Genomic DNA, 25,893 nt, shown 5'->3' with positions numbered 1-25,893 from the left:
AAGAGGTTTACGGGGATGTGGCGCGTCCTCATATCCATGGACACGCCGACGGTCAAGGTTACGGGGCGGTGGCCGAGGGGGTCAAACCGGGCCCCGGGGTGTGGGGCCGGTCACTCGGCCCCGGGGGTGCGGTGCGGGGCCGGTCACGAGGACCGGCCCCGCGTGCCGGGCGTCAGCCCTCGTCGGAGGCGGCGGGGACCGTGGCGGTCTTCTTCGCCGTCGACTTGGCGGCGGCCGTCTTGGCGGTCTTGACCGCCTTCTTGGCCGTCGTCTTCTTCGCCGCGGTCTTCTTGGCGGCGGTCTTCTTGGCCGCCGTCTTCTTCGCCGCGGTCTTCTTGGCGGCCGTCTTACGGGCCGTCTTCTTGGCCGGGGCGGCCTCCTCGGCGGCCGGTTCCCCGGTCTCCTGGGAGGCCGGCTGCCCGGTCTCCGGGGCCTCGGCCGCCGGTGCCTCGGACTCCGCCGACGGTACGACCACGACGGCCGCCTCCTCGGACGCGGTCGGCGCGGTGGCCTTGCGCACCGCACGGCGGCGCGGACGGGCCGGAGCGGCGCTCTCGGCAGACGCGGCGGGCGCGGCCTCGGCGGCCGGTTCGGCAGCGGGCTCCGCAGCGGTTTCCGTGACCGTCTCAGCCACCGTCTGCGCCGGGGCGCTCTCGGCGACGACGGTCACCACGGCGGCCTCGGCCCCTGCCGGGGACCCGGCGGGCGCCGACACCTTCCGGGTGGCACGCCGACGCGTACGGCCCTTCGGCGCGGCCTCCTCCACTGCGGCCGGGGCCGGTGCGGCCTCCGACGCCTGGACGACCGGGTCCTCCACGGCGGGCGGTTCGGCGTGCGCCTCGGCGGCCGGCTCCGGCAGCACCTCGCGCTCGGCCGCCACGGCGGCCGGCACGGACTGCGCGGTCGGCGCGTCGGCCTCGGCGCCGCGGTTGCGGGACGCGCGCTCCCTGGGCGCGCCGGCCGGAGCGGAGGCCCGGCGGCTCGCCCGGCGGCGGGTGCGGCCGCGGCCGGCCGCGGCCTCCGCCTCGGCGACGCTGCTGTACAGCTCCTCGTCCGGCGCGAAGGCGGGCGCGGTCAGCGCGACGGGTTCGGCGACCTCGGCCGCCACCTCCGCCGCCGTCTCGACCGCGTGGACGGCCTCGGCGTGCTCGACGGCACCGTCGTCGACGATCTCGTGGGTCTCGTGGGTCTCGTGGACGTCGTGCTCGTGTCCGTCGCCGCCGCGGCCGCGCTTCTTGCGCTTGCCGCCGCCACCGCCGGCGGAGCCGGGCTGTTCCATGTGGACGATGACGCCACGGCCGTTGCAGTGCACGCAGGTCTCGGAGAACGACTCCAGCAGGCCCTGTCCGACGCGCTTGCGGGTCATCTGGACGAGTCCGAGCGAGGTGACCTCGGCCACCTGGTGCTTGGTCCGGTCCCGCCCGAGGCATTCGAGCAGGCGGCGCAGCACGAGGTCGCGGTTGGACTCCAGCACCATGTCGATGAAGTCGATGACGATGATGCCGCCGAGGTCGCGCAGCCGGAGCTGGCGGACGATCTCCTCGGCCGCCTCCAGGTTGTTGCGGGTCACCGTCTCTTCGAGGTTGCCGCCCTGGCCGGTGAACTTGCCGGTGTTGACGTCGACGACGACCATCGCCTCGGTCCGGTCGATGACCAGCGAACCGCCGCTGGGCAGCCAGACCTTGCGGTCCAGTGCCTTGGCGAGCTGCTCGTCGATCCGGTAGGTGGCGAAGACGTCGACCTCGGAGGTCCACTTCGACAGCCGGCCGGCGAGGTCGGGGGCGACGTGCGAGACGTAGCCGTGGACGGTCTCCCAGGCCTCGTCGCCGCTGACGACGACCTTGGAGAAGTCCTCGTTGAAGATGTCGCGGACGACACGGACGGTCATGTCCGGCTCGCCGTACAGCAGCGTCGGGGCGTTGCCGTTCTTCGACTTCTTCTGGATGTCCTCCCACTGCGCCTGGAGCCGTTCGACGTCGCGGCGCAGTTCGTCCTCGCTGGCGCCTTCGGCGGCGGTGCGCACGATGACGCCCGCGTCCTCGGGGACGATCTTCTTGAGGATGGTCTTCAGCCGGGCGCGCTCGGTGTCGGGCAGCTTGCGGCTGATGCCGGTCATCGAGCCTTCGGGGACGTACACGAGGTAGCGGCCCGGGAGGGAGACCTGGCTGGTCAGACGGGCGCCCTTGTGACCGATCGGGTCCTTCGTCACCTGGACGAGGACGGACTGGCCGGACTTCAGGGCGGACTCGATGCGGCGCGGGCCGTTGGCCATGCCGAGGGCCTCGAAGTTGACCTCGCCGGCGTACAGGACGGCGTTGCGGCCCTTGCCGATGTCGATGAAGGCGGCCTCCATCGAGGGCAGCACGTTCTGGACCTTGCCCAGGTAGACGTTGCCGACGTACGAGGTCGACTGCTCCTTGTTGACGTAGTGCTCGACGAGCACGCCGTCCTCCAGGACGCCGATCTGCGTGCGGTCGCCGTGCTGGCGGACGACCATGACGCGCTCGACGGCCTCGCGGCGGGCGAGGAACTCGGCCTCGGTGATGATCGGGACGCGTCGGCGGCCCTGTTCGCGGCCTTCGCGGCGGCGCTGCTTCTTGGCCTCCAGGCGTGTGGAGCCCTTGATGGACTGCACCTCGTCGGAGGGCTCGGAGGGCTTGCGGGGTTCGCGGACCTTGACGACGGTGCGCTCCGGGTCGCCCTCGCCGGGCTCGGCGTCGGCGGGGCTGTCCCCGGCGCGCCGCCTGCGGCGACGGCGACGGCGGCTGCTGGAGGAGGAGGCGCCGGCGTCGTCGTGGGCGTCCTCGTCGTCCTCTTCCTCCTGCTCGGCGGTGTCCTCGGCGTCCTGCTCGGCCTGCTCGGCGGCGAGCTCGTCGGAGCCGTCGTCGGCGCCGTCGCCGTCGGCGGCGTCACCACGGCGGCGGCGTCGGCCGCCCCGGCGGCGGCGCCGGCGGGAGCCGGACTCCTCGGTCTCGTCGTCGCCGTCGGCGGCGTCCTCGACGGAGTCCTCCGGCTCTTCGGTCTCGTCCTCGGCGGCGGCCTCGGCGACCGGGGCCTCCTCGACGGCGCCCCGGCGGCGACGGCGGCGCCGCGAACCGGCCTCGGCCTGCTCGGCGGAGTCCGGGCTGCCGGTGGAACCGGTGGCACCGGTGGGCGCGGGGGTCTCCGCGACCTCCTCGGGCTCCTCGGTGCCGACGGACGCGGCGGCGGCCTCGGCGGCGGCGCGCTCGGGGGTCTGGAACCTGGGCTCGGTGAACACGGGGGCCTGGAAGACGGCGACGGCGGGCCGGGCCGGGCGGCGCGGCTCCTCGTCGGCTCCGGCCGCGGCGGCGGGCTCGGAGAAGCCGGTGGCGGCCTGCCGTACGACGCGGCGCCGACGACGCGGGGCCTCGGCCTCGACGGGCTCGGCGGCCTCCGCGGCCGCGGGTGCGGAGGCGGCCGGGGCCTGGGCGGCCGGTGCGTCGGCTGCGCCCGTGTCGGCGGCGGCCTCGGGCGCCCCGGCGGGTGCGGACACCCGGCGGGTGGCACGACGGCGTGCGCGGGGGGCCGGTGCGGCCTCCTCGGTGGCCTGCGCGGTCTCGGTGGCCTGCGCGGTCTCGGTGGCCTGCGCGGTCTCGGTGGCCTGCGCGGTCTCGGTGGCCTGCGCGGTCTCGGTGGCTTCCGCGGCCTCGGTGGCGTCGGCGGCCGCTGTGGTCTCGCTCACCTCAGGTGCCTCGGTCGTCTCGGTCGCCTCGGTGGCGACGGCGGGCGCGGCGGTCTCCGCGGCGCTCTCGGGGGCTCCGGCGGGCGCGGACACCCGGCGGGTGGCGCGGCGACGGGTGCGCGGGGCGGGAGCGGGCGCGGCCTCCTCGACGGTCTCCGCGGCGGCGGCCTCGGCCGCCTCGGGGGCCGCCGCGGGGGCCGCCTGGGCCGCGGGGGTGTCGGCGGGCTCGGTCGCGGCCACGGCGGCCGGGGCTCCGGCGGGGGCGGAGGCGCGGCGCGTGGCGCGGCGGCGTGCCCGGGGCGGGGCGGTCTCCTCGTCGCTCTCCGCGCCCTTCGCGGCGGCCTCGGCCGGGCTCGCGGTGGGCTCGGCGACGGCGGCAGCGGGAGCCGCGGCCGTGGCGGGGACGACCGTCTCGGCGGTCTCGGTGGTCTCCGGGGTCCCGGCGGGTGCGGAGACCCGGCGGGTCGCACGACGGCGCGTGCGCGGGGCGGGGGCGGCCTCTTCCGTGGCCGCACCGCTCTGCGCCGCGTCGCCGGCCGCTGTGGCCTCGGTGGGCGCGGCAGCGGCGGCGGGCTGCGCCGCCTCGGTGGGCTCGGCGGCCGGTATGGCCGGAGCGGTGGTCTCGGCCTGGTCCGCGGTCACGGCCTCGGCCGCGACGGGCGGTCCCGCGGGGCGGGACGCGGCACGGCGACGCCTGCGCGGCGGCAGGGTGTCGCTGGGGGTGTTCGGTTCGGAGCCCGTAGGGGTCTCTGCGGGTTCGGTCGGTTCGAGCATGCGGGCGTTTCTCCCGTCAGGCTCCCGGGCGCCGCGCCTGGTCCGGAGTCACTCGTCGAGCGACCACCGGTGACGTCCGCGGCTCGCGCGGTGCGCGGTGCCGCCGTGTGGGGCGCGGGCGCCGCACAGGAGCTCTCTGTGTCCTGTCTCGCCGGTTCCGTACGCCTTGTCGCGGACGGCCTGGCGAAAGTCTTCTGGTCGGTGCGCTGCCCGACCCAGGTGGCTCCCGAGTACGAGGGCTGCGCTACGACGTCCGTCCTTCGCGGGACCTTCCTTACGCCGGCGCCGTCGCGGTGGCAGCGGGTTCGGCCTTCGAGAGGGCCTCCACTGCCTCGCGGTCGGGCGCGAGCGGGTCGGTCACCGTGCCGGTCTCTTCATCGAGCAGCCCCTGCGCCAGCCTGGTCACCGCTGCGGGGACCGGCGGCGCCAGGTCGGCCACGGCGCGGAGACCGGACAGGACGTCGTCGGGTCGTACGGCAGGCGTCACGTGCCGAACAACCAGCCGCAGTATCGCACAGGGCTGGTCGGTCGGCCTATCAGCCGTTTCACTCTGTGTTTCAAGTTGCACGACGGCGGGGCGGGCGTCGAAGGTGCGGACGCCGTTCTTGGTCATGCGCTGGACCTCGACGGCCGCGGCGGTGTTGAACGCGGCGACGGCCTGTTCGGCCTGGGCCGGGTCCACGCCGGGCAGCCGGAGCTCCCACACGGATGCGGTGAGCCGGTCGGCCAGTCCTGACGTGCGTGCCTCGACCGCGTCGACGATGTCGAGGCCGGTGGGCAGGGACTCGTCGAGGAGAGCGCGCAACCGCTCCGGGTCGCGGGGTGCGGTGAGCGCGATCTCCAGGTATTCCGCCTCACTGCCCGTGCCGGTGGGTGCGGCATTGGCGTACGACACCTTGGGGTGCGGTGTGAACCCCGCCGAGTAGGCCATCGGCACCTCGGCGCGGCGCAACGCACGCTCGAAGGCGCGCTGGAAGTCACGGTGGCTGGTGAACCGGAGGCGGCCGCGCTTGGTGTAGCGCAGTCGGATGCGCTGCACCGCGGGTGCGGGCGGCGGGCCTTCGGGCTGTCGCTTGCCCAGTGTCGTCAGTCCTTCGTGGTTCTCGTGAGGTTCTCGCGGAAGCGGCCGTACCGCTGTGGGCCGTACCGCTGTGTACTGCTATCCACCAAGAGTACGTGTGTCGCGGCCCGTGGGTTCCCGTCGGTCCGCGGGCGCCGGCCGGGCCGGGCTGCCGAGGAGGGCGCGGTGCAGGTCGGCGCGGGCCTGGCGGACGTGCGCGACCGGGGTGAGGACGGTCCGGTACGCCCGGTGCGCGGGTTCCACGAGGATCCACCGGAAGAGGGTGCCGGGTACTCGTCCGGCGGCCGTACCGGGCGTCCGAGGGCTGGTACGACGAGACCCTTCGGGGTCCCCGGTCGTCGGAGGCCGCCGCTGTGGCTGGTTCTGTGTGCCCATACCCGTACAGATGCTGCCGGGGGCCGCCCGGACGCGGCATCGCGCAGCCCCTTGATCACCGAATGGCGGCGACACGGTAACGGTTGACCCGCTCACGCCAATATGGATGGATCCAGCCAGGTCGGCTTGATTTGCTGAGGGCCAATCAAGCCTTGATCCCCGGGGGGACGAGTAATGAACTGGTACGTGGACGTACTCAAGAAGTACGCGGTGTTCAGCGGTCGCGCGCGCCGGCAGGAATACTGGATGTTCTTCCTGTTCAACCTGATCATCAGCATCGTGCTGGCGGTCGTCGGCCGGGCCATCGGGTTCGCCGCCCTCAGCTCGATCTACGCGCTCGCGGTCCTGCTGCCCGGCCTGGGCGTCGCGGTCCGCCGGCTGCACGACACCGGCCGGTCCGGCTGGGCGATCCTGATCGGCATCATTCCGCTGGTCGGCTGGATCATCCTGATCGTCTGGCTCGCCTCCGAGGGCAAGCCCGAGGAGAACCAGTACGGCCCCAACCCGAAGTACGCGGCCGCCGTCTGACCCCGCATCACCCGAAGGCCCGCCGGATCCGTCCGGCGGGCCTTCGCCCGTCCGGCGCCTATCCGGCTGCCGCCGAACCGCGCCGGTTGCGTTCGGCCTGGAGATGCAGGACCAGGAAGAGCACGCGCAGCAGGTCGTCGGGAAGGGCGGTCCAGCCGTCGGGCAGCCCGACGCGGCGGGGACGGCCGCCCAGGAAGTCGTACGACACGGAGAGCGGGCCCACCGCGCGCGCCCGCCCGCCGAACCTGGGGTGGTCCACCGGGTACGGCCCGATGCGCTGCGGGATGCCCGACCACGCGGCGCAGTCCACGTCCCAGGTGCCGAACGTCCTCGGGACGCTGCCCAGCCGTCCGTAGCCGATGTCCGTGTCGCCGATCCGCCGCAACCGGCTGCCGAGCATGTCGTACTCCAGCGGATGCGGGCCGAGCGCCAGGGGTCGGCCGCCCCACCGTCCGTAGGTGAGCGGGACGTCCCCGATGGCACGCAGTCGGCCGCCCGTCCAGTCGTAGCTGAGTTCCAGTTCCATGGCCGCCGGCTCCCCGTCGCTCGTCGCCCGCCTTCGGTTTCCCCGATTGTGCGGCCGGGCCGGTCCGGCGTGCGTGGCGGTCGTGTCACGGTTTCGCAGCGTCGTGGAAGGGTGCGGTCGCCGGCCGGGCGGGAGGAACGGTTCCCGGGTCACCCTGCCCGGGTGAGGCGTACGACGTCGGGCCGGGTGCATGCTCGACGCGGCAGGTGTCCGGCGTCGGGGAGCCGTGTCGGAGGGACGACCATGAACCCGCAGACCCGTCCGGCGCCGCGCTCCGACCGTCTGACGGCCTTCTCCTGGGCCCGGGTCGCGCTGCTCGCCCTGCTCGGCAGTCTCCTCGTCCTGCTCGTCAGCGCCGGGCTGCGGAGCCTCCTGTGGGTCCTGGTAGCCATCGCCGCGGTGGCCCTGGCCGCCGGGGGCCTGTGGTGGACACTCGCCCGTCCCGGACCGCTCCGCGCAGCCGGGGCGCTGCTGGCGGCGGCCGCCCCCGTGACCGCACTGGTCCTGTTCGCCACCCACGGCATGCTGGTGCCCGCCTGCCTGGCCCTCGGCCTGTGGCTGCTGGCGCTGACGGCGGCGCGGATCGCGACGACCCCCGCGGACCGGGCGGCCGTCAGCGCCGGTGCACCCGTCGCGGTGCCGCCCGCGCGACAGCCGTGGGTGGTCATGAACCCGCGCTCCGGCGGGGGCAAGGTGGCGCGCTTCGGGCTCGCCGAGAAGGCGAGGGCGGCGGGCGCCCGGGTGGTCCTGCTGGATCCGGCGCACCACCAGGACGTGGCGGAGCTGGCCCGGCGTGCGCTGGCGGAGGGCGCCGACCTGCTGGCGGTGGCCGGCGGGGACGGCACCCAGGCGCTGGTCGCCGAGGTCGCCGCCCGGCACGACGTGCCGTTCGTGGTGATCCCGGCCGGGACCCGCAACCACTTCGCCCTGGACCTCGGTCTGGACCGGGACGACCCCGCGGCCGCGCTGGAGGCGTTCACCGACGCCGAGGAGGTCCGTGTGGACCTCGGGTACGCCGCGGGGCGCGTGTTCGTCAACAACGCGTCCTTCGGCACGTACGCGGCCGTCGTGGGCGACCCCGGTTACCGGGACGCGAAACTGCGCACCGTCCTGCAGATGTTGCCCGCCCTGCTCACCGGTCCCGACGCGCCGCGCCTGAGCATGCGCGCCGGGCGGCGGCGCGCCCGGGGGCTGCAGGCCGTGCTCGTCAGCAACAACCCCTACCGGCCCCTGCCCGACCCGGCCCGCCCCGGGCTCCGGGAGGGCCTGGACTCCGGGCGGCTGGGCGTGCTCGGCGTGTGCGTCGACAGCCCCGGCCGGGCGGCCCGCCTGCTGACCCGCGGCCGTCGGTCGCCTGCCGTGACCAGACTGACCGCCCGCGAAGTCGTCGTCGACGCGCACACCCGCGCGGGCCCGGGACCGGAGGCCGGCGCAGGCCCGGGACCGGGTGCCCGCGCGGACACCGGCGCGGTTCCAGGACCAGGACCAGGACCAGGACCCGGCGCGAACGCCGATCCGGGATCCAGGTCAGGTCACGCGGTTCCGCGAGCGGCCCGCGACGCCGGCACCGGCCCGGTTCCGGGGGCCAATCCCGTCGACGCCGGCGCGGGCCCCGGTTCGGATCCGGGTACGGACGTCGACGCGGCGGCCGGTACGGACACCGGCACAGCAGCCGGTACGGGCATCGGCACGGCGGCCAATACCGGCGTCGGCACAGCGGCCGACACGGGCGTCGGCGCGGTGGCCGGTACGGGCATCGGGGCGGAGGTCGGCGTGCGGGGTGGCAGCGTGCCGGCCGGGATCGACGGGGAGTCCGTCGTGCTGCCCGCGCCGGTGGTCTGCCGGATCTCCCCCGGGGCGCTGCGGGTCCGGGTGCCCAGGCACCGGCCGGGCACCCCGCCGAACCGGCCCCCGGCCGACTGGCGGCGGGTGCTGCGCCTGGCGCTCACCCCGCGGGGACGGCGCACCGGTAGCCGTTCCCGCGGGTGAGCCCGCGGGAGCTCCCCGGGGTGGGCCGCGGAATCGGCGGGGCGCCTGTCAGGTCCCCGCGACCGGCCGGCCGTTCCAGCGGGCGAGGAACTTGCCGAGTTCCCACAGCACCAGCAGCGCCACGGCCGGGACGAGCGTCCAGGCGAACTGGGCCAGGTTCAGCTCGGTCGTCCCCAGCAGGCGGCGGAAGGCGTCCGTCTGGGTGACCAGGACCGCGAGGACGAACTCGATCAGCATCGCCCGGTTCATCTGCTTGCTGTCGAAGCTGGCGGTGGTCAGCACGGTGGCCCGTTCGCTGCGGCACTCCAGCGCGGCCACGATCAGGCAGAGCGCGAAGGACGTGAACGCCATCGACTGGCCGACCGCGACGCTGCCGTAGCGGGTCGTGCCGAGTTCGATCAGGCAGAGCAGCCCGATGGTGATCGTCAGCCCGGACAGGCCGACGGTGAGCATCACGCCCCGGGACAGCACGTGTGCGCCGCGCGGACGCGGCCTGCGGGCCATCAGGCCGGGGCTCTGCCGGTCGAAGCCGAGCGCGAAGCCGAAGGCCGCGTTGACGAAGAAGTGGATCCACAGCACCTGCGCCGGGGTGAACGGCTCCCCCGCGGCGATGTCGAACAGCGTCGCGCCGAGGAACGTCAGCACGAACACCACCAGCAGGACGAGCACGAACCGGATGTACTTGGTGAGGTTGTCGTAGATCTTGCGGCCCTGCTCGACGGCGTGGACGAGCGTGGCGAAGTTGTCGTCGGAGAGCACCATCCGGCCCGCGTTCTTGGCCACCTCCGTGCCGGAGCCCATGGCGATGCCGACGTCGGCGGCCTTGATGGCGGGGGCGTCGTTGACGCCGTCGCCGGTCATGGCCACCACGTGGCCCTTCTTCTTCAGGGTCTCGGCGAGCAGCACCTTGTGCTCGGGTGCCACGCGGCCGACGACACCGATGCCGTCGATCCGCGCGAGTCGTTCGCTTTCGGAAAGCGCCGCGAAGTCGGCGCCGAGCACGGCCTCGCCCTCGATGCCGAGCTGCCGGGCGATGGCGGCGCCCGTGACGACGTCGTCGCCGGTGACCATGCGGACCCTGATGTGTGCGGCCTGGGCGTCGGCGACGGCGGCCCTCGACTCGGCGCGCGGCGGGTCGACCATTCCCACCAGGCTGGTCATCTGCAGGTCGGTGACGTGGCCGAGGAGGTCGCCGTCCGGGTCGAAGTCGGCCGGGTCGAGATCGCGGCGGGCGGCGGCCATCACCCGGAGGCCCTCGCCGCCCATCCGGTCGACGTGCTCCTGCGCCCGTCGCCGCAGGACGTCGTCCCAGGCGACGGTCCTTCCCTCGCGCAGTGCGGTGGCCGCGCGGGCCATCACGGCGGGCGCCGCGCCCTTCACGAAACAGCGGACCACGGGACGGCCCGTCTCGTCGGTGGCCCGGTGGAAGGTGGCCATCAGCTTGTAGGCGGGGTCGAAGGGCAGCACGGCCAGCCGCGGCAGCCGCTCCCGGGTGGCGTCGACGTCCAGGCCCGCCTTGTGGCCGAGGATCAGCAGGGCGCCCTCCGTGGGGTCGCCGATCACCCTGCCGTCCACCAGGCGGGCGTCGTTGGCGACCAGGTAGGGCAGGATCGCGTCCGTCATGTCGGGGGCGCCGCCGACCGGGTGCCGGATCCTGCCCTCCAGGCCGTAACCGGTGCCGGAGACGGTGTAGCGGTCGCCGGGGTCGACGACCTCGACGACGGTCATCTGGTTCATGGTGAGCGTGCCGGTCTTGTCGGAGTTGATCGCCGAGGTGAACCCCAGTGCCTCCACCGAAGGCAGGTCCTTGACGATCGCCTGCCGCCGGGACAGGTCGATCGCGCCGATGGACAGGATCGTCTGGGACACGGTCGGCAGCGCCTCCGGGATGGCGGCGATCGCCAGGGAGACGGCGCTGACGAACAGCGCGTCCCAGGCCGTACCGCGGGCGCGGCCGAGCACGAACATCAGGATCATCGTCACCCCGGCGGTCGCCGTGATCCACAGGGTGAGCCGGTCCATCTCCCTGGTCAGCGGCGAGGCCTCCCGGCGGGTGCTCGACAGCATGCCGGAGATACGGCCGAGTTCGGTGTCCATGCCGGTGGCGGTGACCACCACGGTGCCGCTGCCGTGGGTGACGGGGGTGTTCATGAACGCCATGTTGTGGCGTTCGCCGGGCGGGAGACCGGTTCCGGTGAGCGCCCCCGGTTCCTTCGCGGCCGGCACGCTCTCACCGGTCAGTGCCGACTCGTCGATCGCCAGGGCGTTCGCCGTGACGATCCGGCCGTCCGCGGGCACCTCGTCGCCCGCCGCGAGCAGCACCACGTCGCCGGGGACGACCTCCTCGGCGGGCACCTTCGACTCGGTGCCGTCCCTGCGGACCCGCGCGGTCGCCCTCATCATCGACTTCAGCGCGTTCATGGCGCTGTCGGCCTTGCCTTCCTGGCGCATGCCGACGACCGCGTTGACCACGGTCAGGACGAGCAGCAGGACCCCGGTGCTCCACTCCCTGATGACGAGCGAGACGACGGCGGCCGCCAGCAGGACCAGCTGCATGTAGCTGCGGTACTGGGCGAGGTAGCGGCGCCAGCCCGGCAGCGGCTTCTCCTCGGGCAGTGCGTTGGGGCCGTGCGTACGGAGCAGTTCCGCGGCGCGTGCGGTGGTCAGTCCGACGGCCGGGTCCACCTCGAACGCCGCCGCCACCTCCGCCGGCGGACGCGCGTACCACGGGCGGCCGCCGGTGTCCCGGTCCTGCGGAGTGTCTGTCTGCGCGGTCATGAAGGTGCCTCCGTCCGGGGCCGGTCCGTCACTCCTTCGTCACCGGTGTTTTTTCTCGGCCTTCAGTTCCCTTTTGGCCTCGGCCAGTTCACGCCGGGCCGCGGCGCCGACGTGCGGGTAACGGGGGTCGATGTCGATGAGCGTGTGCGCCAGAACGGCGGCCGCGCACACCCGGGCGAACCACTTGTGGTCGGCGGGAACGACGTACCAGGGCGCCCACGGCGTGCTGGTACGGGACAGCATCTGCGAGAAGGCCTGCTGGTAGTCGTCCCATCGGGCCCGTTCGCGTATGTCGGCCGACGAGAACTTCCAGTTCCGCTCGGGAACGTCGATGCGTTTGAGGAAACGGGAACGTTGTTCTTCTTTGGAAAGGTTCAAAAACAGTTTGACGATCCTGAAGCCGTTGTCGCTCAGATAACGTTCCCAGTCGTTGATCTCCCGGTAGCGCCGTTCCCACACGTCGGGGCCGCGGGCAGCGTCGGGCAGCTTCTGCCGGAGCAGGTTCTCCGGGTGGACGCGGACGACGAGCACTTCCTCGTAGTGCGAGCGGTTGAAGATGCCGATCTCTCCGCGTCGGGGCAGTGCGCGGGTGTAGCGCCACAGGAAATCGTGGTCGAGTTCCTCGTCCGAGGGCACCTTGAAGCTGGACACGCGCACGCCCTGTGGGTTCACTCCGCTCATCACGTGGCGGATCGTGCCGTCCTTGCCGCCGGCGTCCAGGGCCTGCAGGCACAGCAGCACGCCGTAGGTGTCCTGGGCGGCCAGCCGCCGCTGGTAGTCGGCGAGCAGTTCGACGCCGGTGCGCAGTAGTGCGACGCCTTCCTTCTTCTTGCTGATGCCCGCCTTGTCCCCGGGGTCGAAGTCCTTGGCCAGCCGTACCTCGGTCCCGGGCCGGACCCGCAGCGGCTCGATGAACTCGGCTATGCGCTCCGCTCTCTCGTCGCGCTCCACCTTGTCGTCGCCCATCGTCCGTCGTCCCTTCGTCCGCTTCCCAGCAGCATCCGGTCGGGTCGCACCGGGGCGCCTCACCCCCGAGGGGTGGTTCCGGCGCCGGGCGCACGCTTGCTCAGGGACCGAGAAGCACCCGTCCACGGTGACCGTCACCCGTCGCGGACGCAAACACGGGTTCAAGGGACCCGAGGAACCAGGGGCGCGGGGAGGCTCAGGTGCGCCGGGGCAGGACTCCGGCCTCGACCAGGGAGTCGTACAGCCGCTGCTGCTCCGCGTCGAGCCCGGAGTACAGCATGTCGTACGCCTCCTCCTCGCCCCGCATCACTTCGACGGGGTCCCACTCGGCGCCCAGCGCGTTCATGACGTGGGCGCGCCGGGTCATCTCGTGCCCGGTGAGATCGACGGAGAACTCGACCGGCCCAGCGGGAAGGGAGGAATCTTTGTCGGACATATGACCGAATTTAGGGAGGCTGTCCGGTCCCGACAAGACCTCGTGGGGGACATCACAGCGACTCGGTGTTAGCCCACCTGGCCGGGTGCACCTGTGCCGGTCAGCGGCCGACGCGCACTCCCGTGCTTGCATTCCTGCGAGGGGAGGCCCACCACCGACGTCGTACCCAGCTCTGGAGGAACCGGCTGATGGCCGCGGACAACGAGACAAGCATCTGCCCGTTCGACTTCAGCGAAGCGCTCGACTTCGACCCGGCGCTCGCCGATCTGATGCAGCGCCGCTCCCCCGCACGCATCCGGCTGCCCTACGGCGCGGCCGACGCCTGGCTGATCACCGGCTTCGACGCCGTCAAGCAGGTCACCACCGACCCTCGCCTCAGCAGGGCGGGCATCATCGGCCACGACTACCCCCGGATGACGCCGGAGCCCATCGTCTCCCCGGAATCGATCAACGTGATGGACCCGCCGCACAGCAGCCGCGTCCGCCACCTGGCCTCACAGGCCTTCACCCAGCAGCAGGTCGACGGCATGCGCCCCCGGATCGTCTGGCTCGCGGACCGTCTCCTGGACGAGATGGAGAAGGACGGGGCGCCGGCAGACCTGGTCCGGCACCTGTCCAACCGGCTCCCCCAGCACGCCGTCCTCGACCTGCTCGGCATCGAGCGGGAGGACTGGCCCCGGATCGAGGAGTCCGTGCACCGGCTGCTCGTCGTCGGCGCGGGCAGCAAGGAGGCCGCCGCGACGGCCAAGGCCGAGCTGATCGACTACTTCGCCGAACTCGTCGCGCAGCGCCGTACCGCGCCCGGCCCCGACATCATCAGCGCGATGGCCGCGGCGCGGGAGGGCGAGGAGCAGCTCGACGACAGGGAGCTGGCGGTGATGACCCTGACGCTGGCGCTCAGCGGCCAGGACACGGCGACCTGCCAGATCAGCGACATCGTCTACCTGCTCCTGACCCGCCCCGAGCTGATGCGGCACCTCCGGCGCAGGCCCGAGACGCTGACCGACGTCGTGCACGAACTGCTGCGCTGGATCCCGTTCCGCAAGGGGGTCGGGATCCCCCGGGTGGCTCTGGAGGACGTGGAACTGGACGGGGCGCGGATCAAGGCGGGCGACTTCGTGCACGTGTCGTACCTGACGGCCAACCGGGACCCGCAGCGGTATCCGGACGCGCACGAGATCGACCTGGACCGTCCCGGCGTCCCGCACATGACGTTCGGCTGGGGCGGGCATCGGTGCATCGCGATGCCGCTGGCGATGGCGGAACTCGAAGTGGCCGTCGGCCGCCTCGTCGAGAGGTTCCCCGGCCTGCGTCTCGCGGTGCCCGCGGAGGAAGTGCGCTGGGACACGGAGACGATCAGACGCTTCCCGCTGGAACTGCCGGTGACCTGGTAGCAGTGACCTGGTGCCGGGCCGAATCCGGCCGGGAGGCACGCCCCCGGCCGGGTTCGGACCTCGCTGACCTCAGTGCACGTGCCCGCTCGAAGCAGGCGCCGGACCCGCGTTCTTGACCGTGAGCGGCAGCAGCTTCTTGCCGGTGGGGCCGATCTGGATGTGGGTGTCCATCTGCGGACACACCCCGCAGTCGAAGCACGGGGTCCAGCGGCAGTCCTCGACCTCTGTTTCGTCGAGGGCGTCCTGCCAGTCCTCCCAGAGCCAGTCCTTGTCGAGGCCCGAGTCGAGGTGGTCCCAGGGGAGGACCTCCTCGTAGGTGCGTTCGCGGGTGGTGTACCAGTCGACGTCCACGCCGTAGGGGGCGAGGGCCTTGTCGGCGCAGGCCATCCAGCGGTCGTAGGAGAAGTGCTCGCGCCAGCCGTCGAAGCGGCCGCCGTCCTCGTAGACCGCGCGGATGACCGCGCCGATGCGGCGGTCGCCGCGGGACAGGAGGCCCTCGACGATGCCCGGCTTGCCGTCGTGGTAGCGGAAGCCGATGGAGCGGCCGTACTTCTTGTCGCCGCGGATCTTGTCGCGGAGCTTCTCCAGGCGGGCGTCCGTCTCCTCGGCGGAGAGCTGCGGGGCCCACTGGAAGGGTGTGTGCGGCTTGGGGACGAACCCGCCGATGGAGACCGTGCAGCGGATGTCGTTGGAGCGGGAGACCTCGCGGCCCTTGGCGATGACCTTCGTCGCCATGTCGGCGATCTGGAGGACGTCGTCGTCGGTCTCGGTGGGCAGGCCGCACATGAAGTAGAGCTTCACCTGGCGCCAGCCGTTGCCGTAGGCCGTGGCGACGGTGCGGATGAGGTCGTCCTCCGAGACCATCTTGTTGATGACCTTGCGCATGCGCTCGGAGCCGCCCTCGGGGGCGAAGGTGAGGCCGGAGCGGCGGCCGTTGCGGGTCAGTTCGTTCGCCAGGTCGACGTTGAAGGCGTCGACCCGGGTGGAGGGCAGGGAGAGGCCGATCTTGTCTTCCTCGTAGCGGTCGGCGAGGCCCTTGGCGATGTCGCCGATCTCCGAGTGGTCGGCGGAGGACAGGGAGAGCAGGCCGACCTCCTCGAAGCCGGTGGCCTTGAGGCCCTTCTCCACCATCTCGCCGATGCCGGTGATGGAGCGCTCGCGGACCGGGCGGGTGATCATGCCGGCCTGGCAGAAGCGGCAGCCGCGGGTGCAGCCGCGGAAGATCTCGACGGACATCCGCTCGTGGACGGTCTCGGCGAGCGGGACCAGCGGCTGCTTGGGGTACGGCCACTCGTCCAGGTCCATGACGGTGTGCTTGGAGACGCGCCACGGGACGCCGGAGCGGTTGGGGACGACGCGGGCGATCCGGCCGTCGGGGAGGTACTCGACGTCGTAGAAGGCCGGGATGTAGACGGAGCCGGTCCTGGCGAGGCGGAGGAGGACCTCCTCGCGGCCGCCGGGGCGGCCCTCGGCCTTCCAGGCGCGGATGATCTCCGTCATGTCGAGGACGGCCTGTTCGCCGTCGCCGATGATCGCCGCGTCGATGAAGTCCGCGATGGGTTCCGGGTTGAAGGCCGCGTGGCCGCCCGCGAGGACGATCGGGTCGTCGAGGGTGCGGTCCTTGGACTCCAGGGGGATGCCCGCGAGGTCGAGGGCCGTGAGCATGTTCGTGTAGCCGAGCTCCGTGGAGAAGGACAGGCCGAACACGTCGAAGGCCTTCACGGGGCGGTGGCTGTCCACGGTGAACTGCGGGACGCCGTGCTCCCGCATCAGCGCCTCCAGGTCGGGCCACACGCTGTAGGTGCGCTCGGCGAGGACGCCGTCCTGTTCGTTGAGGACCTCGTAGAGGATCATGACGCCCTGGTTGGGCAGGCCGACCTCGTAGGCGTCCGGGTACATGAGCGCCCAGTGGACGTCGCAGGACTCCCAGGGCTTGACCGTGGAGTTGAGCTCTCCGCCGACATACTGGATCGGCTTCTGCACATGCGGGAGCAGGGCTTCCAGCTGCGGGAACACAGACTCGGCGACCTGGGCGGCGGCTTCGGCAGGCATGTCGCGGACCTTTGTGAGCTGACTGGGGGCACCCCCGGCCGAAGGCTGGGGGGAGGGTGACCATCTAGCCTAACGTGCCCGGCGGCGTCCCCCGTACGTCCGCTCAGCCGTGCGCCGCCTTCCTGGTCTTCTTCCAGGCGTGCGGGAGCCCGGCCTCGACGGCCGCCGCCCGCTGTTCCTCGCGGCCGTACAGCAGCCCGTAGGTGAAGGCGCTCTCGCCGGCGGCGTGCGCGACCGCGGACAGTTCCCGGAGGGTTTCGCGGGCCATCACGCTGTCCTGGTGTTCGCCGAGCTTGGACTGGAGCGACTTCATGACCTTGACCAGGGACTTCGCCGGACGGCCGAGGGCGGGTCGGGCGGCTTCGGCGGCGTAGCGGGTGCGCTTGGACTTCTTGCGGGCCTCGTGCAGGCCGAGGTCGCGGTCGCGGCCGGGGGGCTCGGCCATGGCCGTCTCGATCAGACCGGTGAGCTTGTCGAAGTCCTTGCGTACGGCCTTGGCGAGCACTTTCTCGGGGTTCTTGGCGGCCGCTTTCAGCAGGGGCGGGTCGGCGACGAGGGCGTCGAGGGTGTCGAGGAGGTCGAGGTAGCGGCGGGAGTCCAGGACGCCGAGCAGGCGGTGCCGGGAGCCGCGCTCACCGGCGTCGGCCCAGGCCCGCAGGCGGTCGTGGACGGGGCCGGAGACCAGGGCGGGGGGTACGTCGGCGAGGGCGCCGGTGAGGCGTTCGGCGAGGACTTCGAGGTCGCGGCCGAGGCCGAGTTCGCCGGCCAGCCATTTCAGTTCGGCGGCGACCGGGTCGGTGATCTTCCGGTCGAGGACCTTGCCGAAGGTGCGGAAGGTGCTGCGGAGCCTGCGGGTGGCGACCCGCATGTCGTGCACGCCCTCCTCGGTGCCGAGGCGGACGGCGGGGTCGAGGGCGACGAGGGCGTCGCGCTGGGCGCGGACGTAGGCGAGGACGTGGTCCCCGGCGGTGGTGGGTGTGCCGGGGGCGGGGGCGGGGTGCGGTCGGCCGCCCTTGGTCTCGGCGAGGGCGTGGGCCAGCTTGGACGGGGAGTCGGAGGGCCGTACGCCGGCCTTGCGCAGGCGTTTGTCCACCTTGTCGAGGAAGGCGGGGTCGCCGCCGTCGGCGAGTTCGACCTCGATCTCGGTCCACTGGGCGGTGCCCTCGCCGCCGAAGAGGCGTTCGGCGTGGACACGGTCCACGCTCACCTCGGCGAGCAGTCGGCCCCGGGCGTCGACGAGGTTGCGCACGTCGCGTGTGGTGCGCAGCCGGACGACGGGGACGAGCTGGCCTTCGCGGACCCGGGAGCGGGTGAGGGCGGCGAGTTCGCCGGGGACGGTGTCGGCGAGCGGGGCGTGGATCTCGTCGCGGACGCCGGGGGCGACGGGGAGCTTGAGGTGCCAGCCGGCGTCCGCGCCGCCCTTGCGGCGGCGCAGGGTGATCTTGGCCGTGGCCAGTCGTAGGTCCGAGGTGTCGTGGTAGGTCGCGTCGAGTTCCGTGGTGCCCTTGTCGAGGACGTGCGCCACGTCGGCGACTCCGGTCAGGTCGGGCAGGCCGCTGTCGTCGGACTCGTACTTGCGCTCGATTTCACGCTTCGTATCCGCCATGAGCTGAATCTAGTGGTTTGGCCGCCTCGGGCGGCAGACGTCGATGGAGGTGAATCCCTGGGAAACGGGACATGCAAAGGGGGTGAAGACACCGCTGCCGGTGTCCTCACCCCGCCGGGTTCCCCGGTCGGCTGCGCCTATGCCGACATCGGCCGCTGCGCCCTGATCGACTGGAGCAGTCCGACCGCCACCCAGACCGCGAACATCGAGGAGCCGCCGTAGGACACGAACGGCAGGGGAAGTCCGGTGACCGGCATGATCCCCAGGGTCATCCCGATGTTCTCGAACGCCTGGAACGCGAACCACGCGACGATCCCGGCCGCGACGATCGTGCCGTACAGCTCGGTCGCCTCGCGGGCGATGCGGCAGGCGCGCCACAGGATGACGCCGATGAGCAGGATGATCAGGCCCGCGCCGACGAAGCCGAGTTCCTCCCCCGCGACCGTGAAGACGAAGTCGGTCTGCTGCTCGGGGACGAACTGGCCGGTGGTCTGCGAGCCGTGGAACAGGCCCGCGCCGGTCAGGCCGCCGGAGCCGATGGCGATCCGGGCCTGGTTGGTGTTGTAGCCGACGCCGGCCGGGTCGAGGCTCGGGTTGGCGAAGGCGGCGAAGCGGGCGATCTGGTACTGGTCCAGGATGTGCAGCTGCCAGATCGTGATGCAGCCGATCACGCCGGCGGCGAGCAGGCCGAAGACCCAGCGGTTGGAGGCGCCGGAGGCGAGCAGCACGCCGAGGATGATCGTCACCATGACCAGGACCGTGCCGAGGTCGGGCATGAGAAGCACGATCATGATGGGCACCGCGGCCAGGCCGAGGGACTGCAGGACGGTGCGGTGGTCGGGGTACTTCTTGTCCCCGGCGTCGACCCGGGCCGCCAGTATCATCGCCATGCCCAGGATGATCGTGATCTTCACGAACTCGGCGGGCTGCAGTGAGAAGCCGCCGCCGAAGACGATCCAGTTGCGGCTGCCGTTGATGGTGGCGCCGAGCGGGGTGAGCACCGCGAGGATGCCGAGCAGCGACAGGCCGTAGAGGATCGGTACGGCGTTGCGCAGCTGGCGGTGGCCGACCCAGATGGTGCCGATCATCAGGGCGAGCCCGATGCCGGTGTTCATCAGGTGGCGGACCAGGAAGTAGTACTGGTCGCCCTGGTTGATCTCGGTGCGGTTGCGGGTCGCGGAGTAGACCAGCAGGGAGCCGAGCAGGGACAGGGCGACGGCCGCCAGCAGCATCGGCCAGTCCAGCCGGCGGGCCAGCGAGTCGCGGGCGAAGACCCTGGTCCAGCCGGGGCGGGCCGGCCCGTACCCGGAGACGGAGAAACTGTTGACGCCGGTCATGTGAGCATCCTCCGGCTGCCGCGCCTGCGGGGTTTCCTGCGGGTGGTGCGGTTGCCCGCCGACGGCGAGGCGGTGGTGGCGGCCGGGGTCTGCTGGCCGCCGTTCTGCTGGTCGCCCTGCTGCGAGGCCTGGAAGTCCTTCGCCGGGTCCCTGGAGATCTTCGGGGAGGCGATGGTGCCGTCGGTGCGGACCTTCGGCAGGCCCTGCTGCGGGGTGGGCAGCAGCGCCTTGTTCTTGTCGATGGAGCCGTCGGCCGACACGCCGTAGAGCGCGCTGTAGATGTTGCGGACCGCCTCACCGGAGGCACCGGAACCGGTACCGGCCTGGGCGATGGTCATGATGACCGTGTAGTCCTTGCTGTAGGTGGCCAGCCACGAGGTGGTCTGCTTGCCGTAGACCTCGGCGGTGCCGGTCTTGCCGTGCAGGGCGATCTTGTCCTGGGGCCAGCCGTTGAACTTCCAGGCGGCGGTACCGCGCGTGATGACGCCGGCGAAGGCGTCGTCCATGCCCTTGAGGGTGGCCTGGCTGACGGGCAGCTTGCGGACGACCTTGGGCTTGATCTCCTGGACGGACTTGCCGTCGGCGCTGATGACGGCCTTGCCGATGGTCGGCTGGTACTCGGTGCCGCCGTTGGCGACGGCGCCGTAGATCATGGCCTCCTGGATCGGCGTGACGAGGGTGTCGCCCTGGCCGATGGAGTAGTTGATCTCGTCGCCCTCGCGCATCTTGTTGCCTTCGAGGCAGTTCTCGTACTCGATCCGCTCGACGTAGGAGCCGTCCTTCTTGCCGGACTTGCACCAGGCGTCCTTGTTGGCCTTCCAGTAGTCGAGCTTCCACTGGCGGTCGGGGACCCGGCCGGTGACCTCGTTGGGCAGGTCGACGCCGGTCTCCTTGCCGAGGCCGAACTCGTGGGCGGTCTTGAAGAACCAGTCCTTGGGCTCGCCCTTCTTCGGGTTGATGCCGCCGTCCTTCTTCCACTCGCGGTCGGCGAGGCCGTAGAAGACGGTGTCGCAGGAGACCTCCAGGGCGCGGCCCAGGGAGATGTCGCCGAAGTTCTCGCCCTCGAAGTTCTTGAAGACCTGGCCGCCCACCGAGTAGGAGCTGGTGCAGGGGTAGCCGCCGTCCCAGGCGTACCCGGCCTGGACGGCGGCGGCGGTGGAGACCACCTTGAACGTCGAACCGGGCGCGGCCTGACCCTGTATGGCGCGGTTGAGCAGCGGGTAGTCGGAGTCCTTGCCGGTGAGGGCCTTGTAGTCCTTGGCGGAGATGCCGCCGACCCAGACGTTCGGGTCGTAGTCGGGGGCGGAGGCCATGGCGACGATGCGGCCGGTCTTGGCCTCCATCACGACGACGGCGCCGGAGTCCGCCTTGTAGTTCTCGTGGGTGATGTCGTCGTACTGCTGGCGGGCGGTCTTCATGGCCTTGTCCAGCTCGTACTCGGCGACGCGCTGGACGCGGGAGTCGATGCTGGTGACGAGGTTGGCGCCGGGTTCTGCGGCGTCGGACTTGGCCTTGCCGATGACGCGGCCGAGGTTGTCGACCTCGTAGCGGGTGACGCCGGCCTTGCCGCGCAGTTCCTTGTCGTACTCGCGCTCCAGGCCCGAGCGGCCGACCATGTCGGAGCGCAGGTACGGGGAGGAGGTGTCCTTGGCCTGCTGGATCTCGGCGTCGGTGACCGGGGAGAGGTAGCCGAGGACCTGGGCGGTGTGGGCCTTGCCGGGGGCCGGGTAGCGGCGTACGGCCTCGGGTTCGGCGGTGATGCCGGGGAAGTCCTCGGAGCGTTCGCGGATCTGCAGGGCCTGCTTGGCGGTGGCCTCGTCGGTGATGGGGATCGGCTGGTACGGGGAGCCGTTCCAGCAGGGCTGGGGGGTCTTGGCGTCGCAGAGGCGGACCTTCTGCAGGACCTCCTCGGGTTTCAGGCCGAGGACGCCCGCGAGTTTGGTGAGGACCGCCTTGCCGTCGTCCTTCTGCTTGAGCAGGTCGGTGCGGGAGGCGGAGACGACGAGGCGGGTCTCGTTGTCGGCCAGGGGCACTCCGCGCGCGTCCAGGATCGAGCCGCGCACCGCGGGGTCGACGACCTGCTGGACGTGGTTGCCGGAGGCCTCCTTCTGGTAGGCGGCGCCCTCACGGATCTGCAGGTACCACAGGCGGCCGCCGAGGGTGCCGAGCAGGGACAGGACGAGGATCTGGATGACGACGAGACGGATCTGGACCCGTGGGGTCCGACCGGTCTCGGGAATATTGGTCACTGGGCTGCCTCCCCCTCTCAGCGGTGTGTGTTCGTGTCATATCCGACGGAGCTGTGAACGGCTCCGTCGCCCGACTCCCCCGTGCTCACAGTCGCTTGACCCCCTTGATGCGGCCGACCCGGACGTTGCGGGTGCGGGCCCTGGCCTTCAGGGAGCCGAGGGCGCCGCGCTGGCCGCCGACGCGCAGTCCGGTGCCGGAGGAGATCCAGCCCGAGGAGACGTTCCCGGCCTTGGTGCCGGAGTTGGCCTCCGTGAGGGGGTCGTTGTCGGCGCGGCGGGCCAGCGCCATCACGCCGGGGACGACGAACGGGGCGAGCAGCAGGTCGTAGAGGCCGGCGGTGACGAGGAGGCTGGTCATGCCGACGTGCCGGGCGGCGGTGTCGCCGACGAGGGCGCCGACGCCCGCGTACAGCAGAGTGGAGCCGACGGCGGCGGCGACCACGACGAGCATCGGGCCGGTCGCGGACTTCAGCCGGCCGTTCTCCGGTTTGATCAGGCCCGCGAAGTAGCCGACGACGCACAGCACCAGGGCGTAGCGGCCGGCCGCGTGGTCGGCGGGCGGGGCGAGGTCGGCGAGGAGGCCGGCGCCGAAGCCGACGAGGGCGCCGCCCACATGGCCGTAGACCATGGCGAGGCCGAGGACGGTGAGGAGCATCAGGTCGGGGACGGCGCCGGGCAGGTGCAGGCGGGCGAGGACGCTCACCTGGATCACCAGGGCGACGACGATGAGGGCCGAGGAGAGCAGGATCCGGTTGACGCGCATGGGGATTCAGCTCCTACTGCTGCTGGCCGGTGGTGTCGGACGCGTTGGCGCTCGCGTCCGCGGACGGGGTGACCGTGACGGTCACCGTGGGGGTCGGGGTCGGCTTGGGCTTGGCCGGGAGCACCTCGTCGCGCGGGTCCTTCTTCGGTGCCTCGACGACCACGCCGACGACGTCGAGCTTGGTGAAGGACACGAACGGCGTGACGTACAGGGTGCGGGTGAGGCCGCCGTTGGAGGGGTCGACGCCGGTGACGGTGCCGACCGGGACGCCGGGTACGAAGGGCTTGTCGGCCTGGGAGCCGAAGGTGACGAGCCGGTCGCCCTTCTTCACCTCGGCCTTGCCGTTGAGGAGTTCGACGCGCAGCGGGCGGTCGCCCTGTCCGGAGGCGAAGCCGAGTTCGTCGCTGCCCTCCATGCGGGTGCCGACGGTGAAGTCCGGGTCGTTGGCGAGCAGCACGGTGGAGGCGTCGGGGCCGACGGTGGTGACGCGGCCGACGAGGCCGTCGCCGTTGAGGACGGTCATGTCGCGTGTGATGCCGTCGTTGTAGCCGACGTCGATGGTGATGGTCCAGGAGAAGCCCTGGGCCGACCCTATGGCGATGACCTGGGCGCCCTTGATGCCGTACTGGCCCTCGGCGGCGATGTTGAGCATCTTGTCGAGCTGGCGCAGGCGGCTGCGGTTGCGGTCGTCGCTGCCGAGTTTGGCCTTGAGGGCGGCGTTCTGGTTCTCCAGGCGGGCGAGGCGGTCGTGGCGTTCGCCGGAGTCGCGGATGGCGGAGACGGCGTTGCCCACCGGGTCCACGACCGTCGACATGCCGTTCTCGATCGGGCCGAAGACCGCGGCCGCGGCCTGCCGGGCGCCGTCGACCGGGGAGTTCCGGCCCCCTCGGATGTCCACCGTGATCAGCGCGAACGCGATGGCGATCAGCAGCACCAGGAGCAGCCGGCTCTCTTTCGTGTCCCTCACGTGCGGCGGCCGTGCCTTCCTCAATAGGAACTTGGGGAGCTTGTTGTACGGGGGGTGGGTGAACAGCGCTCGTTTTGTGTCAGCTTATGCCTCTATATCAACGATCCGCCGCACGAGAGGAGATCATCTCGTACGGCGGAATCGAAGAGTTACCTCATCTGCGCGGCTGGGCGTCCAGGACCTGCTGGAGCGCCTCGAATTCCTCGACGCACTTGCCGGAGCCGAGCGCCACGCTGTCCAGCGGGTCCTCGGCGATGTGGATCGGCATGCCGGTCTCCCGGCGCAGCCGCTCGTCCAGACCGCGCAGCAGGGCTCCGCCGCCGGTCAGAACGATTCCCCTGTCCATGATGTCGCCGGACAGCTCCGGCGGGCACTTGTCGAGGGTGGTCTTGACGGCGTCGACGATCGCGTTGACCGGTTCCTCGATCGCCTTGCGGACCTCGGCGGCGGAGATGACGACGGTCTTCGGCAGGCCGGAGACCAGGTCGCGGCCGCGGATCTCGGTGTGTTCGTCGGAGTCGAGTTCGTACGCGGAACCGATCGTGATCTTGATTTGTTCGGCCGTCCGCTCACCGAGGAGGAGGCTGTACTCCTTCTTGATGTGCTGGATGATCGCGTTGTCCAGTTCGTCGCCGGCGACGCGGATGGACTGGGCGGTGACGATGCCGCCGAGCGAGATGACCGCGACCTCCGTGGTGCCGCCGCCGATGTCCACCACCATGTTGCCGGTGGCCTCGTGGACCGGCAGGCCGGAGCCGATGGCGGCGGCCATGGGCTCCTCGATGATGTGCACCTGGCGGGCGCCGGCCTGCGACGACGCCTCGATGACCGCGCGGCGCTCGACACCGGTGATACCGGAGGGCACGCACACGACCACGCGCGGGCGCGCGAGGTAGCGCCGCTTGTGGATCTTCAGGATGAAGTAGCGGAGCATCCGCTCGGTGATCTCGAAGTCGGCGATCACGCCGTCCTTCAGCGGCCGGACGGCGACGATGTTGCCGGGCGTGCGCCCGATCATCTTCTTCGCCTCCGCGCCGACCGCGAGAATTCCACCGGTGTTCGTGTTGATCGCGACGACGGACGGCTCGTTGAGTACGATCCCGCGACCCCTGACGTACACCAGCGTGTTGGCGGTCCCGAGGTCGACAGCCATGTCACGGCCGATGAACGACATTGAGTTCCCCATCAGGATTCGTCTGGCCTTCCTGGGAGCTTTTGAGGGCATTTCAGGTCGGCGAAGTGGGTGCTGTGACGTGAAGGCTTCCATCGTAGACGCGCCTGCACGAACACTGCGCGAGGGTCTTCGCCATTGTCAGCATGTACGGGGCCGCCTCGCTTGTGGAGACGGCCCAACGGGGCCATGCGTTCCCCCGATCGGCACGCATATGCCGAGGGACGGCCGAAATCGTTCGGCCGCCCCAGGTCATGCGGATCGACGGACTGACGCCACATCAGAAAGATCCACGAAAACTCCGTACGGGGCGTACCGGGGCCTCGTGGTGCCGGGGCGCGGCACGCCCTAGGCGCGGCCCGGGAAGAAGATCTTGACCTCGCGTTCGGCGGACTCCTCGGAGTCGGACGCGTGGATCAGGTTCTCACGGACGATCACGCCGAAGTCGCCGCGGATGGAGCCGGGCGCGGCGGCGATCGGGTCGGTGGGGCCGGCGAGGGCGCGGATGCCCTCGATGACCCGCTCGCCCTCGACGATCAGGGCGACGACCGGGCCGGAGGACATGAACTCGACGAGCGGCTCGTAGAACGGCTTGCCGACGTGCTCGCCGTAGTGCTGCTCCAGGGTGGCCCGGTCCAGGGTGCGCAGTTCCAGCGCGGTGATCTGCCAGCCGGCCTTGCGCTCGATACGGCCGATGATCTCGCCGGTCAGGCCGCGACGGACGGCGTCGGGCTTGAGCAGGACGAGGGTGCGCTGGGTCACGAGGGCTCCTTCGGTACTGACGTGTGCGGTGAGGGCAGGCTACAGGGCGGGTCCGGGGACCCGTTACGCAGCGTCAGGTGCGGAGGGGGCCCCGGTCCCCGCGGCGGCCTGCGCCGCGAAGCGGGCCTTGGCCTCGTCGATCTTCCGGCCGTAGTGCACCGAGGCCCACCACAGACCCGCGAAGACCGCGCCCAGGAAGTACATCGTCGGGACGAAGACCCCGGAGGCGATCAGGGCGAGCTGCAGGGCCCAGCCGAGAGCGACGCCGCCCGGGCGGGTGATCACCCCGCACAGGGCCACGCACAGGGCCATCGCGACCCCGCTGACCAGCCACACCGTGGCGGCGGACAGGCCGGGGTCCTTCATGGCGACCAGGGCGGCGAAGCCGATCACGAAGAACTCGCCGATCAGCGTGGACGAACACAGCGTGCGCATG

Annotated in this window: 18 protein-coding genes and 1 pseudogene; 3 read left to right on the top strand and 16 right to left on the bottom strand. The window is 71.7% G+C overall.

Annotated elements, in window-relative coordinates:
* Positions 1-172: 172 nt before the first annotated feature.
* The 3 genes and pseudogenes from AB0G52_RS23635 to AB0G52_RS23625 form a co-directional block, all read right to left on the bottom strand.
* A complete protein-coding gene (locus tag AB0G52_RS23635; protein ID WP_361338358.1) occupies positions 173-4,477 on the bottom strand; it encodes an Rne/Rng family ribonuclease in 4,305 nt (1,434 codons plus the stop codon).
* Between the two features lie 274 nt (positions 4,478-4,751).
* On the bottom strand, positions 4,752-5,516 hold the full coding sequence (locus AB0G52_RS23630) for a TIGR03936 family radical SAM-associated protein (RefSeq protein ID WP_361338357.1): 765 nt from the start codon (positions 5,514-5,516) through the stop codon (positions 4,752-4,754).
* Between the two features lie 120 nt (positions 5,517-5,636).
* Positions 5,637-5,843: pseudogene (locus AB0G52_RS23625) on the bottom strand (hypothetical protein); the annotation flags it as partial.
* A 264-nt stretch (positions 5,844-6,107) separates the two neighbouring features.
* Between AB0G52_RS23625 and AB0G52_RS23620 the strand changes: the two are divergent.
* The gene (locus AB0G52_RS23620; protein ID WP_132886809.1) at positions 6,108-6,461 is read left to right on the top strand and encodes a DUF805 domain-containing protein; all 354 of its coding nucleotides are present in this window, start codon (positions 6,108-6,110) and stop codon (positions 6,459-6,461) included.
* A gap of 58 nt (positions 6,462-6,519) precedes the next feature.
* On the opposite strand, the gene AB0G52_RS23615 is transcribed toward AB0G52_RS23620, so the two are convergent.
* A complete protein-coding gene (locus tag AB0G52_RS23615) occupies positions 6,520-6,987 on the bottom strand; it encodes a hypothetical protein (RefSeq protein WP_132886810.1) in 468 nt (155 codons plus the stop codon).
* A 243-nt stretch (positions 6,988-7,230) separates the two neighbouring features.
* Here AB0G52_RS23615 and AB0G52_RS23610 point away from each other — a divergent pair, with 243 nt between their 5' ends.
* Positions 7,231-8,976 carry a diacylglycerol kinase family protein gene (locus AB0G52_RS23610; RefSeq protein WP_361338354.1) on the top strand — a complete coding sequence of 582 codons (1,746 nt, stop codon included), beginning with the start codon at positions 7,231-7,233 and terminating at the stop codon, positions 8,974-8,976.
* Positions 8,977-9,024: 48 nt separating this feature from the next.
* Here AB0G52_RS23610 and AB0G52_RS23605 read toward each other — a convergent pair whose 3' ends face one another.
* The 3 genes from AB0G52_RS23605 to AB0G52_RS23595 all read right to left on the bottom strand — a co-directional run bounded on the left by AB0G52_RS23605 (position 9,025) and on the right by AB0G52_RS23595 (position 13,156).
* Positions 9,025-11,754, bottom strand: a complete 2,730-nt coding sequence (locus AB0G52_RS23605; protein ID WP_361338352.1) for an HAD-IC family P-type ATPase — start codon at positions 11,752-11,754, stop codon at positions 9,025-9,027.
* Between the two features lie 39 nt (positions 11,755-11,793).
* Positions 11,794-12,720, bottom strand: a complete 927-nt coding sequence (locus AB0G52_RS23600) for a polyphosphate kinase 2 family protein (protein ID WP_132886812.1) — start codon at positions 12,718-12,720, stop codon at positions 11,794-11,796.
* A gap of 196 nt (positions 12,721-12,916) precedes the next feature.
* Positions 12,917-13,156, bottom strand: coding sequence for a DUF6400 family protein (locus tag AB0G52_RS23595; RefSeq protein WP_132886813.1), 240 nt, complete (start codon positions 13,154-13,156; stop codon positions 12,917-12,919).
* 188 nt (positions 13,157-13,344) lie between these two features.
* Between AB0G52_RS23595 and AB0G52_RS23590 the strand changes: the two genes are divergently transcribed.
* On the top strand, positions 13,345-14,550 hold the full coding sequence (locus AB0G52_RS23590; protein ID WP_132886814.1) for a cytochrome P450: 1,206 nt from the start codon (positions 13,345-13,347) through the stop codon (positions 14,548-14,550).
* A 69-nt stretch (positions 14,551-14,619) separates the two neighbouring features.
* Here the strand turns inward: AB0G52_RS23590 and AB0G52_RS23585 are convergent, their stop codons facing one another.
* The 9 genes from AB0G52_RS23585 to AB0G52_RS23545 all read right to left on the bottom strand — a co-directional run bounded on the left by AB0G52_RS23585 (position 14,620) and on the right by AB0G52_RS23545 (position 25,892).
* Positions 14,620-16,602: a TIGR03960 family B12-binding radical SAM protein gene (locus AB0G52_RS23585; RefSeq protein WP_132886815.1), complete on the bottom strand. Its 1,983-nt coding sequence runs from the start codon at positions 16,600-16,602 to the stop codon at positions 14,620-14,622.
* Between the two features lie 103 nt (positions 16,603-16,705).
* Positions 16,706-18,208, bottom strand: a complete 1,503-nt coding sequence (locus AB0G52_RS23580) for a CYTH and CHAD domain-containing protein (protein WP_132886816.1) — start codon at positions 18,206-18,208, stop codon at positions 16,706-16,708.
* A gap of 137 nt (positions 18,209-18,345) precedes the next feature.
* The gene (gene rodA / locus AB0G52_RS23575; RefSeq protein WP_132886817.1) at positions 18,346-19,545 is read right to left on the bottom strand and encodes a rod shape-determining protein RodA; all 1,200 of its coding nucleotides are present in this window, start codon (positions 19,543-19,545) and stop codon (positions 18,346-18,348) included.
* Positions 19,542-21,794, bottom strand: a complete 2,253-nt coding sequence (gene mrdA, locus AB0G52_RS23570) for a penicillin-binding protein 2 (protein ID WP_361338348.1) — start codon at positions 21,792-21,794, stop codon at positions 19,542-19,544. The genes rodA and mrdA overlap by 4 nt, the downstream gene beginning before the upstream one ends.
* A gap of 85 nt (positions 21,795-21,879) precedes the next feature.
* Positions 21,880-22,557: a rod shape-determining protein MreD gene (gene mreD, locus AB0G52_RS23565; protein WP_132886819.1), complete on the bottom strand. Its 678-nt coding sequence runs from the start codon at positions 22,555-22,557 to the stop codon at positions 21,880-21,882.
* A 13-nt stretch (positions 22,558-22,570) separates the two neighbouring features.
* The gene (gene mreC / locus AB0G52_RS23560; protein ID WP_132886820.1) at positions 22,571-23,524 is read right to left on the bottom strand and encodes a rod shape-determining protein MreC; all 954 of its coding nucleotides are present in this window, start codon (positions 23,522-23,524) and stop codon (positions 22,571-22,573) included.
* Positions 23,525-23,678: 154 nt separating this feature from the next.
* Complete coding sequence (locus AB0G52_RS23555; protein ID WP_046734341.1) at positions 23,679-24,698, bottom strand: rod shape-determining protein; 1,020 nt, start codon at positions 24,696-24,698, stop codon at positions 23,679-23,681.
* Between the two features lie 345 nt (positions 24,699-25,043).
* Positions 25,044-25,457, bottom strand: a complete 414-nt coding sequence (gene ndk / locus AB0G52_RS23550) for a nucleoside-diphosphate kinase (protein ID WP_132886821.1) — start codon at positions 25,455-25,457, stop codon at positions 25,044-25,046.
* A gap of 63 nt (positions 25,458-25,520) precedes the next feature.
* On the bottom strand, positions 25,521-25,892 hold the full coding sequence (locus AB0G52_RS23545; protein ID WP_132886822.1) for a DUF4233 domain-containing protein: 372 nt from the start codon (positions 25,890-25,892) through the stop codon (positions 25,521-25,523).
* Position 25,893: the final 1 nt, after the last annotated feature.

The organism is Streptomyces sp. NPDC021562 (assembly GCF_040640875.1).
Classification (GTDB): domain Bacteria; phylum Actinomycetota; class Actinomycetes; order Streptomycetales; family Streptomycetaceae; genus Streptomyces.
The sequence above is the reverse complement of the archived record's forward strand: the minus strand, read 5'-3'. Positions and strand labels throughout refer to the sequence as shown.